General features: G+C 35.1%; 14 protein-coding genes, 2 pseudogenes and 1 riboswitch. Of the genes and pseudogenes, 6 read left to right on the forward strand and 10 right to left on the reverse strand.

The window, feature by feature from the left end:
* Positions 1 to 921 carry an ABC transporter ATP-binding protein gene (locus V1503_RS05750; protein WP_410625505.1) on the reverse strand — a complete coding sequence of 307 codons (921 nt, stop codon included), beginning with the start codon at positions 919 to 921 and terminating at the stop codon, positions 1 to 3.
* Positions 922 to 1,052: 131 nt separating this feature from the next.
* On the opposite strand from V1503_RS05750, the gene V1503_RS05755 reads away from it, so the two are divergent.
* Positions 1,053 to 2,258 (forward strand): DUF418 domain-containing protein, encoded by a 1,206-nt coding sequence (locus V1503_RS05755; RefSeq protein ID WP_410625507.1) that lies wholly within the window; start codon positions 1,053 to 1,055, stop codon positions 2,256 to 2,258.
* A 221-nt stretch (positions 2,259 to 2,479) separates the two neighbouring features.
* Here the strand turns inward: V1503_RS05755 and V1503_RS05760 are convergent.
* Both V1503_RS05760 and V1503_RS05765 read right to left on the reverse strand, forming a co-directional pair.
* A pseudogene (locus tag V1503_RS05760) lies at positions 2,480 to 2,713 on the reverse strand (ASCH domain-containing protein); the annotation flags it as partial.
* Between the two features lie 157 nt (positions 2,714 to 2,870).
* A pseudogene (locus V1503_RS05765) lies at positions 2,871 to 3,029 on the reverse strand (ASCH domain-containing protein); the annotation flags it as partial.
* Positions 3,030 to 3,433: 404 nt separating this feature from the next.
* On the opposite strand from V1503_RS05765, the gene V1503_RS05770 reads away from it, so the two are divergent.
* The 4 genes from V1503_RS05770 (at position 3,434) to V1503_RS05785 (ending at position 8,372) form a co-directional block, all read left to right on the forward strand.
* A complete protein-coding gene (locus V1503_RS05770) occupies positions 3,434 to 4,690 on the forward strand; it encodes a hypothetical protein (protein WP_214483572.1) in 1,257 nt (418 codons plus the stop codon).
* A 301-nt stretch (positions 4,691 to 4,991) separates the two neighbouring features.
* Complete coding sequence (locus V1503_RS05775) at positions 4,992 to 6,248, forward strand: hypothetical protein (RefSeq protein ID WP_410625509.1); 1,257 nt, start codon at positions 4,992 to 4,994, stop codon at positions 6,246 to 6,248.
* 28 nt (positions 6,249 to 6,276) lie between these two features.
* Complete coding sequence (locus tag V1503_RS05780; RefSeq protein ID WP_410625511.1) at positions 6,277 to 6,981, forward strand: response regulator transcription factor; 705 nt, start codon at positions 6,277 to 6,279, stop codon at positions 6,979 to 6,981.
* On the forward strand, positions 6,978 to 8,372 hold the full coding sequence (locus tag V1503_RS05785) for a sensor histidine kinase (protein ID WP_410625513.1): 1,395 nt from the start codon (positions 6,978 to 6,980) through the stop codon (positions 8,370 to 8,372). Before V1503_RS05780 ends, V1503_RS05785 begins: the two co-directional genes overlap by 4 nt.
* Before the next feature lie 76 nt (positions 8,373 to 8,448).
* Here V1503_RS05785 and napH read toward each other — a convergent pair whose 3' ends face one another.
* The 7 genes from napH to V1503_RS05820 all read right to left on the reverse strand — a co-directional run bounded on the left by napH (position 8,449) and on the right by V1503_RS05820 (position 14,392).
* Positions 8,449 to 9,303: a quinol dehydrogenase ferredoxin subunit NapH gene (gene napH / locus V1503_RS05790; protein ID WP_410625515.1), complete on the reverse strand. Its 855-nt coding sequence runs from the start codon at positions 9,301 to 9,303 to the stop codon at positions 8,449 to 8,451.
* A gap of 180 nt (positions 9,304 to 9,483) precedes the next feature.
* Entirely contained in the window at positions 9,484 to 9,699 is a 216-nt protein-coding gene (locus V1503_RS05795; RefSeq protein ID WP_214483577.1) for a twin-arginine translocase TatA/TatE family subunit, read from the reverse strand.
* A gap of 22 nt (positions 9,700 to 9,721) precedes the next feature.
* Positions 9,722 to 10,276 (reverse strand): 4Fe-4S dicluster domain-containing protein, encoded by a 555-nt coding sequence (locus tag V1503_RS05800; protein ID WP_410625518.1) that lies wholly within the window; start codon positions 10,274 to 10,276, stop codon positions 9,722 to 9,724.
* Complete coding sequence (locus V1503_RS05805) at positions 10,273 to 10,533, reverse strand: chaperone NapD (protein WP_214483579.1); 261 nt, start codon at positions 10,531 to 10,533, stop codon at positions 10,273 to 10,275. The genes V1503_RS05800 and V1503_RS05805 overlap by 4 nt, the downstream gene beginning before the upstream one ends.
* A gap of 244 nt (positions 10,534 to 10,777) precedes the next feature.
* Positions 10,778 to 11,191, reverse strand: coding sequence for a nitrate reductase cytochrome c-type subunit (locus V1503_RS05810; protein ID WP_410625520.1), 414 nt, complete (start codon positions 11,189 to 11,191; stop codon positions 10,778 to 10,780).
* 11 nt (positions 11,192 to 11,202) lie between these two features.
* Positions 11,203 to 13,758 (reverse strand): nitrate reductase catalytic subunit NapA, encoded by a 2,556-nt coding sequence (gene napA, locus V1503_RS05815; protein ID WP_410625522.1) that lies wholly within the window; start codon positions 13,756 to 13,758, stop codon positions 11,203 to 11,205.
* 46 nt (positions 13,759 to 13,804) lie between these two features.
* On the reverse strand, positions 13,805 to 14,392 hold the full coding sequence (locus V1503_RS05820) for a 4Fe-4S dicluster domain-containing protein (RefSeq protein ID WP_320258811.1): 588 nt from the start codon (positions 14,390 to 14,392) through the stop codon (positions 13,805 to 13,807).
* A gap of 385 nt (positions 14,393 to 14,777) precedes the next feature.
* Between V1503_RS05820 and V1503_RS05825 the strand changes: the two genes are divergently transcribed.
* The gene (locus V1503_RS05825) at positions 14,778 to 15,017 is read left to right on the forward strand and encodes a YueH family protein (RefSeq protein WP_410625524.1); all 240 of its coding nucleotides are present in this window, start codon (positions 14,778 to 14,780) and stop codon (positions 15,015 to 15,017) included.
* Between the two features lie 250 nt (positions 15,018 to 15,267).
* A riboswitch (ZMP/ZTP riboswitch) is annotated at positions 15,268 to 15,351 on the forward strand.
* Positions 15,352 to 15,479 lie beyond the last annotated feature (128 nt).

Here is a 15,479-nt window from a genome sequence, read left to right on the forward strand (position 1 = left end):
TTAGTCAATGACATTCCCTCCAGTCACTTCTAAAAATCTATCTTCAAGAGATTTTGATTTTTGTTCAATTTCATATATTTTCACTTGCTTATGTACAAGACTTGTAACAAGCTCAGGTATACTTTCTCTTTCAATTTCAACTTCTACTCTATCGTGTTGAATATGAGATGTAATAGCCGGAAATTCTGCGTCAATCGTTGCTTGTGCTTGATCGACAGAGTCGACTGAAAACGACACTCTCAGTTTTTCCCCCTCGTTCACAAATTCATTCACCTGCTGAACTCCGATCAACTTACCATGCTGTATGATCGCAATTCGATCACACATCAGCTCCATTTCGGATAGCAGATGACTTGAGACAATCACCGCTAATCCTTCTTCTCTCGCTAATTTACGTAAATAATCTCTTACCTCTCGAATCCCTGCAGGGTCAAGCCCATTTGTAGGTTCATCTAATATTAGCAATGATGGTTTATGTAACAATGCTTGTGCTAATCCTAGGCGTTGGCGCATGCCGAGAGAATAGGTTTTCACTTTATTTTTTATTCTGTTTTCGAGTCCAACTAAACGAACAACCTCGTCAATTCGTTCCTTTGTTATACCCTTGATCATTCGTGAGTAATGAACTAAATTTTGATAACCTGATAAATACTTGTACATTTCAGGATTTTCAACTATTCCACCTACATGACTAAGAGCTTCTTCAAAGTTCTTTTTTAGGTTTACTCCTTTAATATGAACCTCACCTGAGGTGATAGACATCAAGCCGACAAGCATCCGTATAGTCGTAGTTTTTCCAGCACCATTCGGACCAAGAAAACCAAATACTTCACCTTGATAAACCTCAAATGTCAAATCATCTATAATTCTCTTATTACCTATGTCCTTCGTAAGGTGTTCAATTTGCAATGAAACTTCCATCATATCCCCTCCTATTTGATATAGGTCTATTATTATACGTTTATAACTAGCTTTAGTTTCATTATTGTAACATTTTCCTAATTAATACTATATAATTGTAATACATTATGTCTATATAAGGAGGAAATAACATGAATAGCGTATCCACTTTAGGAAAAGATAGGATCGTATCATTAGACATTATTAGAGGTTTTGCACTTTTTGGTATATTCTTAGTAAATATGCCTTCTTTTTCTGGCAGTGAATTTATGACATATACAGGAATCGATAAAACGATAAGACTATTATTTGACTTATTCGTTCAAACAAAATTTTATACGATTTTTTCGTTTCTATTTGGGCTAGGATTTTATATTTTTATGACTCGTGCAGAAGCGAGGGGTGCAAACGTTAATTGGTTGTTTTCAAAAAGATTATTAGCACTTTTACTATTTGGAGTACTTCACATCCTCCTTTTTTGGCATGGAGATATACTACATACATATGCGATAGCAGGCTTTTTTCTACTACTATTCTATCGTAGAAAAGCAAAAACAATATTGATTTGGGCTTTCGTCCTTCTTCTTTCATTTCAGTTGCTCATGGGTGTCTCAGCGTTATTTGCCCAACTATCTGAATCATTCACAGATGTAGATTTAAATGAACAAATTGTTCAAGAGACAATGACAGAGGGGATTGAAAAAAAGTATGCCTTTCAAACATTTTCTTATGTTCAATTAATGAACTGGAGAATATCCAACGAGGTCCCAATGCTATTAGTTAATCTTCCACTAATCTTACCAGACATATTAGGGACATTTTTACTCGGCTTGTTCGCTGGTAAAATCGATTTATTCCGAAGAGTATCAGCATTAAAAAAACAGCTTAAAAGAACTCAGCTCATCACCTTGCTGCTTAGTATTCCATCATTAGCTATGATCATTTATCTGTACAGCCAGCATGAATCAGTAAATTTTATGTTTAGTGCGCAGAACTACTTTTTTGTAAGTTTTAGCGGAATGCTACTCTCTATTTTTTATATTGTGACAATTATACTGTTGCTAGAAAGTGAATTATGGCAAAAGTTATTACAGCCACTGCGTTATGCAGGTCAAATGGCGCTGACCAACTACCTTGGTCAAACAATAATTTGTTTTATTCTATTCTTTGGCTTTGGATTATACTCCAAAATCACTTTATGGCAAGGTCTTATCATAACCATTATTATCTTTCCGGTTCAAATCATTTTTAGCTACATTTGGCTTCGTCGATTTCAATTCGGACCGTTTGAATGGATATGGAGAACGATAACTTATGGAAAAGTTCAAAGATTAACTAAAATCCGTTCTTCGAACTAACTATATTTGAAAAGGCTTTTCTCATTGATTTTTGCTTTTCGTTCTTAGATATAAACACGTAAATACTAACGTTAAGGTCATCTTTTCTATTATTGAGTTCTAAAAATGTTGTAGTACAAATAGCAACAAAGTTTACGAAGAGAACCTTATTTAAAAAACTAAATAACGTATAACAAATCTGAAATATACAATAACGCTTGGAATAAATTCCAAGCGTTAAATCAATTGTTTTTTACATCGATTAATTTAAAACGTTCACATACAACGATCATATCCTCTGAAAATTCAATCCCTAAATTACTTAACTCATTAGAGAAGAATTTCACGTGAGCATCTTTCCAATATTCGTAAGTTCTATCCCCTTCGCCTTCTGCAACAGCAAAATCCTCAGAAACCTCATTCATTGGCATAATTTTCACTTCTACTGTTTTAATAATTGCTACAGGTTCGTCTTTACTATGTGCTGTTTTCGCATGAATTGTTGTTGTTCGTAACAAAAGCTAAGCACGATTATAACTAACGTTCGTGGCATCTTTTCATCGCTAAAGAATATAAGACATCAACTACTCAAATATAAGTAAAAGAAGGAACAAAGTTTACGAAAAGAGCCTTACTATTTAATACAATACTATAATCTTCAACAGCAGGTAGTGGCTCGTTTTCAATTTCATAAAATATTAATCCAGAGCATGTCGCTGTTTTTATACCATCTATCACCAATTGAGCTAGATGGTCTGGGTTAGCTCCAAATTTCCAAGCACTTACTGATTTTTGCTCATCATGACCTTGGGACTTGCAAAATCATCCCAATACATTGTGATGCTTTATTCATCTTCCTCTCTCCTTAATAAAAATAATTGTCAAACTACATAATATACATCATATCATTCAAGCTTTCTTGTCGAGTCTAGGAAGCTTAATAAACATCCATAAACTCATATCTACGACTTTCCATAATCATATTAAACAATTTGTTACTATTTTGTTACCCTTCATTCGCTGTTTTTCGATATAATACCGATGGAATAGTTCTGTAATTGTTTCCTAATTGTTTTTCTCTATATTAGTAGTGATTATTTAGCATAAAAAACAACTACCCAAGCAAAAGCGGAAGTCTTTAAAAATAATACGTAGAACTTTTGGGAAACTATTTATATATTCAGGAGGATTCCTTCATGAGAAAGTTTTTTGTATTGTTCTTGTTTGGTGCTATTTTGCTAACTGGCTGTGATATTATTAAGCCAAATGTCGAATTAATGAAGCCACCTCAATTAGATAGTAAAAAGGCAAGTTTAAAAAGCTATGTTGATTCATTGTTAAGTGAAGATGATACATTGATTAGTACGACAGAAAGTGGCGATTTTAATACGATCACACTCGTAGATTTAGATAAAGATGGCAATGATGAAGCAGTGATCATTTATCAAAAAGAACAAGATAAACAACACTTAATAAGCTTAATATTTAAGGAGACGGATGAGGGTTGGGAAGTTTTAGATAAAATCCAATTAAATGGTGTTTATTTAACTAATTTAGATTTTGCAGATATTACTAACGATGGATTTCCGGAGATAATTATAGGCTCTTCTGTTGAATACCCACGTTTCTCCCGAGAAAAGGAATATAACCTTTTCAAATTAAACAATGGAAAAATGATGAATATATATACAGACAAGCTAGCTAATATTGTCATTGATGATTTAGATCAAGATGGTATCGCAGACTTCGTTACGATCTATCACGATGAAGACATTTCATCAGTACTCACTTTGTATCATTATGAAGGTGAAAACTTTGTCTCTATTGACAGTATTTCACTTCCTTTTGAAGGATCGTACTATAATGTCGTCAGTGGTCTTGTTACGCCTACCCTAAAAGGAATTTTACTTGATGTTGGGCTTGGAAGCCGCTCTGCTTCTACAAATATCATTACTGTTGAAAACCAATCGTTACGTAACAATTTACAAAGAAGTTATACAGAGCCAGATCCCTTGTGGAAAGATTATCACGTCGAGAGTGGGGATATAAATAATGACGGCATAATAGAAATAGGAACACTTCGAATACCATTCGGATATGAGAATAACTCATATGCAACGATTCCTTATATTACTAGGTTCTATCAGTGGGATGGAAAAACAGGCTTAATATTCATTAATGAAAGGTTTTATAGCTATAGTAATGGCTTCTACTTTGACATCCCAACAGACTGGGAACAAAATTATACATTGCATCTATCAGACGACGATAGTCAAATTACTTTTATTACTATCAATGAAAATGAACCTTTGTTCGATATTTTCATATCTCCAATATCCGATGCAGAAGAACTACCAAACAAAATAGAAATTGCAAGAACAAATACTAGAGTTTATTATACTAACTTTGATGATGAATCGCTTCTACAACACTTTAATTTACTATCCAGGTAATGGAGTGCTAAAGAAGTAAGAACTGACCTCAATTTAGGGATATTAATTCAATAGCTTCTTTAAACGTTTTCATTAATTTAGGCTCTTTTCATAAACTTTGTTGCTATTGTTAAATAGAACCGCAAGAAGTGATTTTTATTCGGTTGTCCTTGTTTTATAGGGAAAGCTGCCACGAGTTCTCGTTATGTACGTGACCATTACTTAGGAAGTAAAACAACAAACTATGCGACAAAAAGGTCTTAACTTAAAATAACAAAGTTTATTTAGAATATATTAACAATTATTTAAGGAGGATTCCTTAATGAAAAAGTTTTATTATGCTTCGTTCTTATTTAGTGTTTTTCTTCTAGCTGGCTGTAATATTATTCAATCAAACGTCGAACTAATGAAACCACCTCAACTAGATAAGAAAAGAGCTAGTTTAAAAAGCACGATCGATGCGCTATTACCTATCGATGCAACATTAATTACTCCATTGCAGACGCAAAGTAATAATACCATCACCTTAATAGACCTTGACGACGATAAATATGACGAAGGTGTAGTTTTTTATACAGAGAAAGAACAGTCTGAAACATTAATTGGCTTAATACTTAAACAGAATAACAACGATTGGGCAGTAGTTGATCAAATTGAACTTAACGGTCAATATATTGAAGAATTAACATTTTTCGACTTAACAAATAATGGACACCCTGAAGTAATTATCAGTTCTACAAGTGAAAATGGCTACAGTGAAAAACAAATGTCCATATTTCAATATAACGAGGGTATGCTAAAAGAAATTCTTAATACACCTCTATACACATATGTTATTGATGATCTAGACCAAGATAACCAATTAGATTTTATAGTAGTAAAATATGAACTAGAATCTACCAATCCTTATGTAGTCCCAATATTGTCCCTATATAACTTTCAGGATAACCAACCTATAGTGCTTGATGAATTAAGGTTAAACTCCGCACTTGGATTTTACAATGTCATTAATGGCTTTGTGACTGAATCAAAAAAAGGCGTGTTACTTGATTATTCGCTTGGTCCTAATAGTTACAGTACTGAGATCATTACAGTAGAAAACAACACTCTACAACAAGCATTTAATGATCAATTTAGATTCTACAAATTTAATATGATAAATAGTGAGGACACTAATCATGACGGCATATTGGAAATAGCCGAGGAGCGAGTTCCAGCTTTTTACGAGGACATACATTATCGGATGATTCCTTATATCACCACATATTATGAATGGGATGGCCTTACCTCCCTATCCCTCGTTAATGAAAGGTATTATAACTATGAAAATGGGTTTTATTTTGAAATACCTTCAGAATGGGATAGTGACTTTACATTATTACAAGGTGATATAAGCTCTCGCATCACCTTTATTAAAGCAAGCAATGGAGAAAAGTTATTTGATATCACTATTTCTCCTATATCTGAGGCACAACAAGCCAAAGAAGAATTCATGCTCGCTCGAACAAAAACGAGAGTTTTTTATACGTCATTTTTTGATAAAACACTCCAGAAGCATTTTAAGCTAATTCACTATTAACTTCAGAAAGAGATTGGAGGGTGGACACATGTATACAATATTAGTAATAGAAGATGAAGAAAGTATTCGGAGCTTTATAACAATTAATTTAAAACGAGAAGGATATCACGTCCTTGAAGCAGATAACGGTGAAGAAGGCCTTTCAATCGCTCGTGAACATCCAGAAATTTCTATTATTTTATTAGATATTATGTTACCTGGGATGGACGGGTTTGAGGTTTGTAAACATATTAGAGCGCAGAATGAAAGTGTTGGTATCATTATGCTAACAGCAAAAGTTCAAGAAGTTGACCGTGTACAAGGTTTAATTACTGGAGCTGATGATTATGTCAATAAACCATTCAGTCCGAAAGAACTATTAGCTCGAATTAAATCGTTAATTAGAAGGGTTAACATGTTAACTAAGAAAATTTCGCAATCTAACAATGTTAATAATGATTTATTTATGGAACTTTTCCCTCAGAAAAAGCAAGTTAAAAAAGGAGATCAACTTATAGACTTAACACCGACCGAATTTGCTTTATTAAAGCTACTTATCGAGAACAAAGAACAGCCTTTTAATCGCAATGATTTACTTGATGAAGTATGGGGGCTTGATTATCCAGGTGATACAAAAATAGTTGATGTAAATATTCGTAGACTGCGACAAAAAATCGAAAAAGACCCTTCTCACCCTACTCTTATATCCACAGTTTGGGGTTACGGATACCAGTGGAGCGATAAAGAAATATGATTACTGGAATTAAGAGACGCATTGTTATACATTATACGCTCGTTATTTTATTAACAGTAGCGCTATTTGAAGGTATTTTTATCGGTATCATTCACTTTTATTATTATGATGGGATAGAAAAATCATTAATTAACCATGCAGAAATTTCAGCTTCCTTAGCTAATCGACAAATGAATATTACAAAACAGAATTTGGATCAGAACTTGTCCATTATTCGAGATAACCTTATACATGAAGGAGCAGATTTACAAGTCATTAACGAAGAAGGAAGAGTTTTAACTACATCAAGTGGCTTTGGAATTGAATCGCTTATTAAAACAAAAGATGTACAAGAGGCATTAAGGGGCAAAACAATTTCTTGGTATATGAATAACGATGTAGCAAATGAAAGACTGCTCGCTGTTTCTACTCCCCTCATAGATGAAGGTGAACCTTATGCTGTGATTCGCTATATTACTTCCTTAGAAGAAGTAGATCGGACAGTTCAAAATATTTATTGGATATCAATTAGTATAGGTGCTGTCGTTATGATTGCAACCTTTCTTATTAGTTATACTTTAGCCAACTCCATTGCTAAGCCAATCTATGAATTAACAGGCGCAACAAAAAAAATTGCGAAAGGTAATTTTGAAAGTAGAATAGAAGAATCTTACATTGATGAAATTGGTACACTAGCAAAGACCTTTAATTATATGGCTGAAGAATTAACGAAAAATGATAAAATGAAAAACGAATTTATATCTTCAGTATCCCACGAAATTCGCACACCCCTTACAAGTATTAAAGGGTGGAGTGAAACAATGCTCTCTGGGGACTTAGCAAATAAAGAAGAGACAACTCTTGGACTATCAATAATTCAAAAGGAAACAGATCGATTAATAGGCTTAGTAGAAGACTTGTTAGATTTCTCTGCATATAACAGAGATTCGATTAGATTAAATTTATCAACTACAGACCTTTCAAGCCTAATTAATGATGTAACTTCTCAAATGAAAGCAAAGGCATCAAACAAACATATTTCAATAATCTTCGATACCTCAGATACCCAAGTATTAAGTGAGATCGATCCGAATCGTATGAAGCAAGTGCTCATTAATTTACTGGATAATGCGATTAAATATTCTCCACAAAACAGTAGCATTACTATTACATGTACTGAAACGAATGATAATGTAATCGTTACTGTAATGGACGAAGGCAACGGTATTGAGGAAGAAGAAATATCTAACATTACGAAAATGTTTTACCAAACAAATGCCCACAAAGAAGGAACAGGCCTTGGACTTGCAATATCTCAAAAAATAATTGATCTTCATCACGGCACGCTTAACATTCAAAGTAAAATAAATGAGGGAACTACCATTACTGTTACCATCCCGAAAAAGAAGTGAAAAAACTGATGGAGAATTGTTGCAATGATAAGAAAAATACTATGTTGTTGGAAGGTATCCTTCAACATAGTATTTTTTATGCTTTTATCCGCTCATCGTTCCAATACTCGTTTTTGAGATTATCGCTTTTTCGCATCGCTATTATTAAGGCGTTTGTTGGACAGTGATCAACACACATGCCACAAAGGCTACAATCACCTGCTGATACATATTGCTCTTCACGATTAATTGCAGGTTCTAAGATATCTGGATCAGCGAAGCAAACTTGTCGACAACGATCACAGCCCGTACATAAATCATGGTCAAATTTCACACGAAACATTCCAACTCTACCAATGGCTTGATAGAAGCCACCAAGAGGACAAATATATCGACACCAGCCTCTTTTAGAAATGAATAGGTCAAATAACACGATAAAGAGCAATAGCCAAAAACCAACCCCACCAGTGAATAACATGTTTCGCATCGTAAATCCGATTGGTGAAAAAACCTCAAATACTGGTACACTAATTACGAATGATAATAGTAGAACAAGTCCAGCAAAGTATACTTTTAAATGCCTATCCATGTGTTTATCAGGCAACTGGATAATTCCCCTAATTTTATCAATGAAATCTAACATCGTATTGACTGGACATACCCAACTACAAAATACTCTCCCACGGATCAGTACATAAAACAGCAAAATAATTAACGCACTACCGATAAAAGTTAAATGAAAGGTTTTTGAAGCAAGCATAACTTGTAGTGTAGCAAAAGGATCTGATAGAACAATTCCAAATAAACTAGAGGATGATAATGAACCGAAAAAGAAGTTATCACCCTCAACTTCTACGAAAAACAATGGAGAAAGAAACAACAATAAAATTGAAAACTGCACGAACCTTCGTACAACTGTCCATTTATGATATGATTTTCTTTTCGATCTCATCCATCTCATCCTCACATGAGGTTCCTTTTTCTCATTATATATATTTAAGGTTTTATACGGTTGACATTACTTTAAAGATGAGAAGACATCTGAACTCTAGTTGAAATTACATTATTGTTTACTTAGAAAACACCCATTTTTTTAGAAAATTAACAGACCTTCCTTAAGTACTTGAAAGCGTTATTGTTTTACTGACTCTGTGCTTTCCTCAATAACCTGCTTTGCTTCTATCACTTCTTTGCCTGTATCATCAACTAATTCTTTTGTTGCTTTTTTAAATTCTTTTAATGTTGACCCAACTGCTCTCCCCAATTCCGGAAGCTTGTTAGGTCCAAATATGACAAGAGCAAGGATGAGAATAAGGATAAGACCTGGTACACCAATATTCGATAACATACGTGATCCCTCCAAAGTAAGCTTATATAGTATTTACAAATATCCCTTTGTACTGTTGAATACAGCTAGAAACACACAGTCCGCATCCATTACAAAGCTTATCATCAACTGTAGGTTTCCCATCTATTATCTTTAATGCCCCATCAATAGGACATGACCTCACACAGTAATCACACATCACTTCACGAAAAGCCAAACAATTTTGTTGTTTGATTTCAGCTTTGCCTATGGCAGGGTTTTGCATCAAGCCATCTTTACTTAACGCGCTTGTAGGGCAATGATCAATACACTTTTCACAAAAAGTACATGCAATATCATTAGGATCAAGATAGGGAGTGTTGGTAAGCTTTGCTCCGTGTTTCATTGAAAAAAGAGATATCGTATTTTCTGGACATACATCTTTACAGATACCACAACGAGTACACGAAGTTAAAAAGGCTAATTCACTTTCTGCACCTGGAGGTCGAATAAAATCTCTCTCTTGTTCTATTTGTGGTGCGATAAAATTCCCTATAAAGCCGATTGTAGAACTGATGTTAAGTGAAAAGAAACTGCGCCTAGTCATTTTCTCTTTCATTGTAAAACATCTACCTCAGAGATTTGTTGCCCCTCAAAATTTGTATACACAAGACATACCGTAAGTACACCCTCAATTCCCTCAAATAACTTCGATGTTTCGTAGCTATCATTAATCGTATCTGCCTCTAGAGTAATGATTACCTTTGATTCAGCTTCAATATGATGTACCTCTACTCCAGAAATTTTTTCAAGTTCGGTTGCAGCTTCCCTTGCTTTTCCTATAATCGTCTCAATAAGGATGCCAGAAATCACCATAAAATCTCCCCCTTTACACATACATCTTGTGAAAAATAAATAAAACTGACCTCACATTAGATAAAATCTATATGCTGATTAATTTTTACTCAGTTACAGCATATTGAAATTGTGAGGCCTGTTGTACTAATTATGACATATTTTTTATGATATATTTTGTCTGTATTGTTGTTTTTTCGTAGACAGCAAAGTTTTTCAACTTACAACCACCTATACCTCGTTGTATTGATATAATATTTTTCATTTATGGTTGGTTAAAAGCAGGTTTTGTATCGTTTTGTGTAGCATGGCACTGAATACAGTTATCTCTATAGATTGGATTGCCTATTTTGTCATCTACATAATGGTCGGCAGGCGGTGTAGGCGCACCTGTTGCTTCATTTCCATGACATGCAGTACAGCTTTCATATCGTAACTCAGGGTTCCATCTGTCAATATGGTCATCTGGTTGCATTGGTGGTGCTCCTTGTAAAACCATCGATGCAGCATCTTCTCTGTCATCAGATGATAATTGTGGTAATGTGACTGTCTCAACAACAGGTTCTTCAGTTACTTCTGGTTCTGTTTGCTGAACCGGATCTGCAGTATCATTTGAACAACCAATAAGACTAAAGACTAATACAGAAATTACAAATAATAACAAATTTCTTTTTTTCATGTGCTCACCCCCTAAGCCTTTTCAATCTTAACTGCACATTTTTTATAGTCGGGTTGTTTAGAAATCGGACAATATGTGTCTAGTGTTGCTAAATTAATTAATGTTTCTTCCGCAAAGAATGGTACGTAGATAAGACCTTTAGGTGGATTTCCACGCCCTTTTGTCGTAGCTTTCACTTTCACTTCACCACGACGTGTAATAACCTTGACCATATCACCTGTTTTTATGCCCAATGCTTCTGCATCCTCAGGGTGAATTTCACAAAATGCCTCAGGTACTGCTCGGTGTAATTCTGGAACACGCCTTGTCATCGAACCGCTATGCCAATGCTCCAACACGCGACCAGTGCATAACCAAAACGGATACTCTTTATCTGGAATCTCAGATGCATCCTCAAATGGACGGAAGAAAACCGTAGGTCTATGATCAGTAGATTTATAAAAATCAATGTCTTTATATCTTCCTGGTTGACCGAATTCCTCAATATTGTATTGGTCAAAACCATCCTCTTGTTTTCCATACGAATAACGCCAATTTGTTTCGAGCCATTCGCCATTCACTTCACGAACAGGCCAGCAAATACCGTGTTGCTTAAAGTACTCTTCATATGGTGCTAATTGCTTTGCTTTAGTCTTTAATTGCTTGCCGAGCTCCTGTACTTCAGGATTTTCATGCGTATGTGGATTAGAGAACATTCGGTACTCTTCCCAAAGTATTTTGTTTACTTCATGCTGGTCCTCAAGTAAATCATTTTTGTCATAATCCCAAATATTGCCGAATATAACATCAAAGGCATCTTTATCACCTATTTTTTTACCTTCAAGCACACGTTTTGCTACTTGAACAATTGCCCATAAATCCCATTTTGCCTCACCTGGCGGTTCGGTACATTTTTCAAAAACATTACTACGTCTTTCAGCATTACCAAATTGTCCTTCTCTCTCCACCCACATGGATGCTGGAAAAACAACATCTGCCATCTCAGTTGAACGAGTCGGATAAACTTCAGATACGACGATAAATCCATCCTTCACACCTTTTCCGTCAGGGTCATTCCCTCTGAAGCGGTTGAGCTTAGGCATCGTTTGTCCCCAGTTGTTTGACATACTCCACATAAACTTAACATTTCCGTTACCCAATTCTCGGAACATTTTGACCGTATGATATCCTGGTGTTTCAATCGGATCTAAGTATCCTTTTGGAAGATTCCAAATCAATTCACTAAATTGTCTATGTTCCGGTTTTTTCACCTCTAAGTCAGCTGGTAGACGATGTGCAAATACACCAACCTCCCGAGCTGTCCCACACGCACTTGGTTGGCCCGTTAATGAAAATGGGCCGTTACCAGGTTTACTTATTTTACCAGTCATAAGGTGAAGGTTGTATACTAAATTGTTAATCCAAGTCCCTCTTGTATGCTGGTTCATTCCCATCGTCCAAAGTGACATGATTTTTTTATTCGGATCAGCGAACTCTTTTGCTAATTCTTCAATCTGTTCAGCTGGAACACCAGATAATTCTGCGGCCTTTTCAAGCGTGTATTCACTCACCATTTGTTTATATTCTTCAAATGTTATATTCCAGTCTTTCCCTGCAACCTTTCCAACCTCTGTAGCTTCATAATTGTCATCGAATGTATGACCAAGGTTTTCGGTACCTGCTTTGAACTGACAATGTTCTTCAACAAACTTCTTGTCATACGCATCATTGACTATGAGATAGTTGGCGATAGCATTCGCAATAGCTAAATCCGTTTGCGGTCTAAAGACAAGTACGGATTCCGCAGTTTCAGAAGTACGGGATGGTCTCGTTGTTAAGTCATAATGTTTGACATTCGTACCACTTAATTTTCTTGCAGTTAGACGAGAATATAGAACTGGGTGCATCTCTGCCATATTTGCTCCCCATGTGACAAAAACATCAGCTTCATCTAAATCACGATAAGATCCCATTGGTTCATCTGATTGGAATGTCTTCATAAATCCAGCAACTGCACTTGCCATACAAAGACGTGCATTTGGATCAATATTATTATTTAACAATCCTATTTTCCATAACTTCACTGATGCATACCCTTCAGTGATCGTCTGTTGACCTGATCCCCAAAAGGCAATAGATTTAGGGTCTTTAGCGTGATTCTCTTTTAATTTATTTGCAACTAAATCTAAAGCTTCTTCCCAAGATGCCTCTCGAAAACCTTCCATCGTCCCTTTTTTACTTTTGTCTTCTCTAATTAATGGCTTCGTTAAGCGATCTTTGCCAAAAAGAATCTTTCCTACGTAATACCCTTTAATACAATTTAAGCCACGACTCGAACGGTTGTCAGGATCACCTTTTGTGGCAACAACTTTACCATCTTTTACACCAACGAGTACTCCACAACCAGTCCCACAGAAGCGACATACCGTTGATTTCCATTCATCAGGTTCAACGTTAGACATTTCCTGTACGACAGGATCATTTTGTGGTTCTACTGGTGTTGTCGCTTCATCCTTTTTACAGCCTGCAACTGCTAATGTTGCGGAAACTGCAGTTGCTTTTAATAAAGATCTGCGTGTTAACTCCATTAAATAACTCCTCCCCCATTACAAATTCTGTTTCTTTTTATAAAAGCTAAAACAATCCTCTTACTTCTCGTGGCTTCACACGAATTGCAACAGGATTGTCAACAACACATCTTTGTTCACAAATCCCACATCCTACACATTTATCGACATCAATGATTGGGGCGAACACTGCATGAATATCGTCACCGGGTTTTAGGTAAATATCTAATTTAATCGCTTCATCAATAAGCGGACATTCGCGATAACATACTTCACAACGCATCCCCTCATAAGCGATACAATGCTCGGGATCAATGATTGCTGTTCCCATTTGAACGTCTTCAACTTGGTTAATTCCAGATAAAGCAGTTGTAGGACAAACCTCAACACAAGGGAAATCTTCACATAATCTACAAGGATTTTCTCTAGCTTCAATAAATGGTGTACCTAAGCCGAAACCATGCGCCTCAGTACCCATCTTAATGCTGTCATACGGACATGCTTGATTACACTTTCCACAACGTACACATAGTGCTAAAAATTCATCTTCTTCAGCTGCTCCAGGAGGACGAAGAACAGTTTTGTTTCCACCTTTCATAAGTGAAAGTAATTCGTAAGCAGCTAGACCACCTATTAATGTTTTTAGCAGATTCATACCTTTCAGAATGATCCCCCCTCCTTGAGCAAAGATCTTAAAAACATTACTATCATAATAAAAGTACCATTTTAAATAATTGAAAAATGTGATAAATCTCACATTAATTAACATCACTACAAGATACTTTTTGACAATTTCAAAATAAAACTTCACATTTATTTCACAAAACTGCCACACCTATTCACATAATTGAAAACGCATTCATTTATTTCGTTTTTTATGAAATTCATTAATACAGACTTTACAAATCATAGAAATTCATCAAAAATAAATGTATAGAAGAGCTGCTTCCGTTGTGCATAATGATAGCAACAACAGATTTGTACATAGAGCAGGCTACAATTTACTAAAACATACATTATAGATAATAAGGATGATGAAGATGAAAATTCGCAAAGCTATAATCAATAACCAACAAGAAAAAATATACTTATACGAAAATAAAAAAGAAGAGTATACTATTATCGCTATTCCCATTATTGAGTGGTCTTTCAAAGTTGATTATGAACAGGACGCTGAAACGCTTAAAAGCATACTTTATTCTTCACTCAAATCCCATACAAATTCAGACACTTCTCAAGACTTGACCAACAAAATCTCACAATGGGTTCGTGAAATGTGACATTAATTTGATTTACACATAAAAAAACTGAACATTAGGATATGATTTTGTAGATATTGTTCGTGATTTATTATACAATGAACATGGTCTATCATATCTTGCATTGACTGTTGCTTCTTGTACAAAGAAAATACAGTATATTAACGAGCGTATATGGAGCCTATTCATTTAATTAATTACTTGAAAGCTATATGATATCCTCAGCATACTGTTTTTACATTAGCAACAAAGTTTACGAAAAAGAGCCGTTATTCTTTACAGTTACTGACGACAATTGTGGAATGAACCACGAGGGAGCTGTAAAAGAAATTGCCGTGTCGTCTGGGCAGAGGCATCTGGATCAGCGTATGTGCCAAATTTAGTCTAGGAGTTTTTATTGATATGAATGTAGGAACCATACATTAAAACAAATTAGGCTCTTCTTAATAAACAGGAATACATGAAAATATTAGACTATTAAGC

The organism is Nanhaiella sioensis, assembly GCF_046557775.1.
In the GTDB taxonomy this organism is placed as follows: domain Bacteria; phylum Bacillota; class Bacilli; order Bacillales; family SM2101; genus Nanhaiella; species Nanhaiella sioensis.

What these genes read in the sequence shown, in the direction of transcription:
- V1503_RS05750 (WP_410625505.1), bottom strand. Translation starts at nt 921, where the DNA reads ATGGAAGTTTCATTGCAAATTGAACACCTTACGAAGGACATAGGTAAT.
- V1503_RS05755 (WP_410625507.1), top strand. Translation starts at nt 1,053, where the DNA reads ATGAATAGCGTATCCACTTTAGGAAAAGATAGGATCGTATCATTAGAC.
- V1503_RS05770 (WP_214483572.1), top strand. Translation starts at nt 3,434, where the DNA reads ATGAGAAAGTTTTTTGTATTGTTCTTGTTTGGTGCTATTTTGCTAACT.
- V1503_RS05775 (WP_410625509.1), top strand. Translation starts at nt 4,992, where the DNA reads ATGAAAAAGTTTTATTATGCTTCGTTCTTATTTAGTGTTTTTCTTCTA.
- V1503_RS05780 (WP_410625511.1), top strand. Translation starts at nt 6,277, where the DNA reads ATGTATACAATATTAGTAATAGAAGATGAAGAAAGTATTCGGAGCTTT.
- V1503_RS05785 (WP_410625513.1), top strand. Translation starts at nt 6,978, where the DNA reads ATGATTACTGGAATTAAGAGACGCATTGTTATACATTATACGCTCGTT.
- napH (WP_410625515.1), bottom strand. Translation starts at nt 9,303, where the DNA reads ATGAGATCGAAAAGAAAATCATATCATAAATGGACAGTTGTACGAAGG.
- V1503_RS05795 (WP_214483577.1), bottom strand. Translation starts at nt 9,699, where the DNA reads ATGTTATCGAATATTGGTGTACCAGGTCTTATCCTTATTCTCATCCTT.
- V1503_RS05800 (WP_410625518.1), bottom strand. Translation starts at nt 10,276, where the DNA reads ATGAAAGAGAAAATGACTAGGCGCAGTTTCTTTTCACTTAACATCAGT.
- V1503_RS05805 (WP_214483579.1), bottom strand. Translation starts at nt 10,533, where the DNA reads ATGGTGATTTCTGGCATCCTTATTGAGACGATTATAGGAAAAGCAAGG.
- V1503_RS05810 (WP_410625520.1), bottom strand. Translation starts at nt 11,191, where the DNA reads ATGAAAAAAAGAAATTTGTTATTATTTGTAATTTCTGTATTAGTCTTT.
- napA (WP_410625522.1), bottom strand. Translation starts at nt 13,758, where the DNA reads ATGGAGTTAACACGCAGATCTTTATTAAAAGCAACTGCAGTTTCCGCA.
- V1503_RS05820 (WP_320258811.1), bottom strand. Translation starts at nt 14,392, where the DNA reads ATGAATCTGCTAAAAACATTAATAGGTGGTCTAGCTGCTTACGAATTA.
- V1503_RS05825 (WP_410625524.1), top strand. Translation starts at nt 14,778, where the DNA reads ATGAAAATTCGCAAAGCTATAATCAATAACCAACAAGAAAAAATATAC.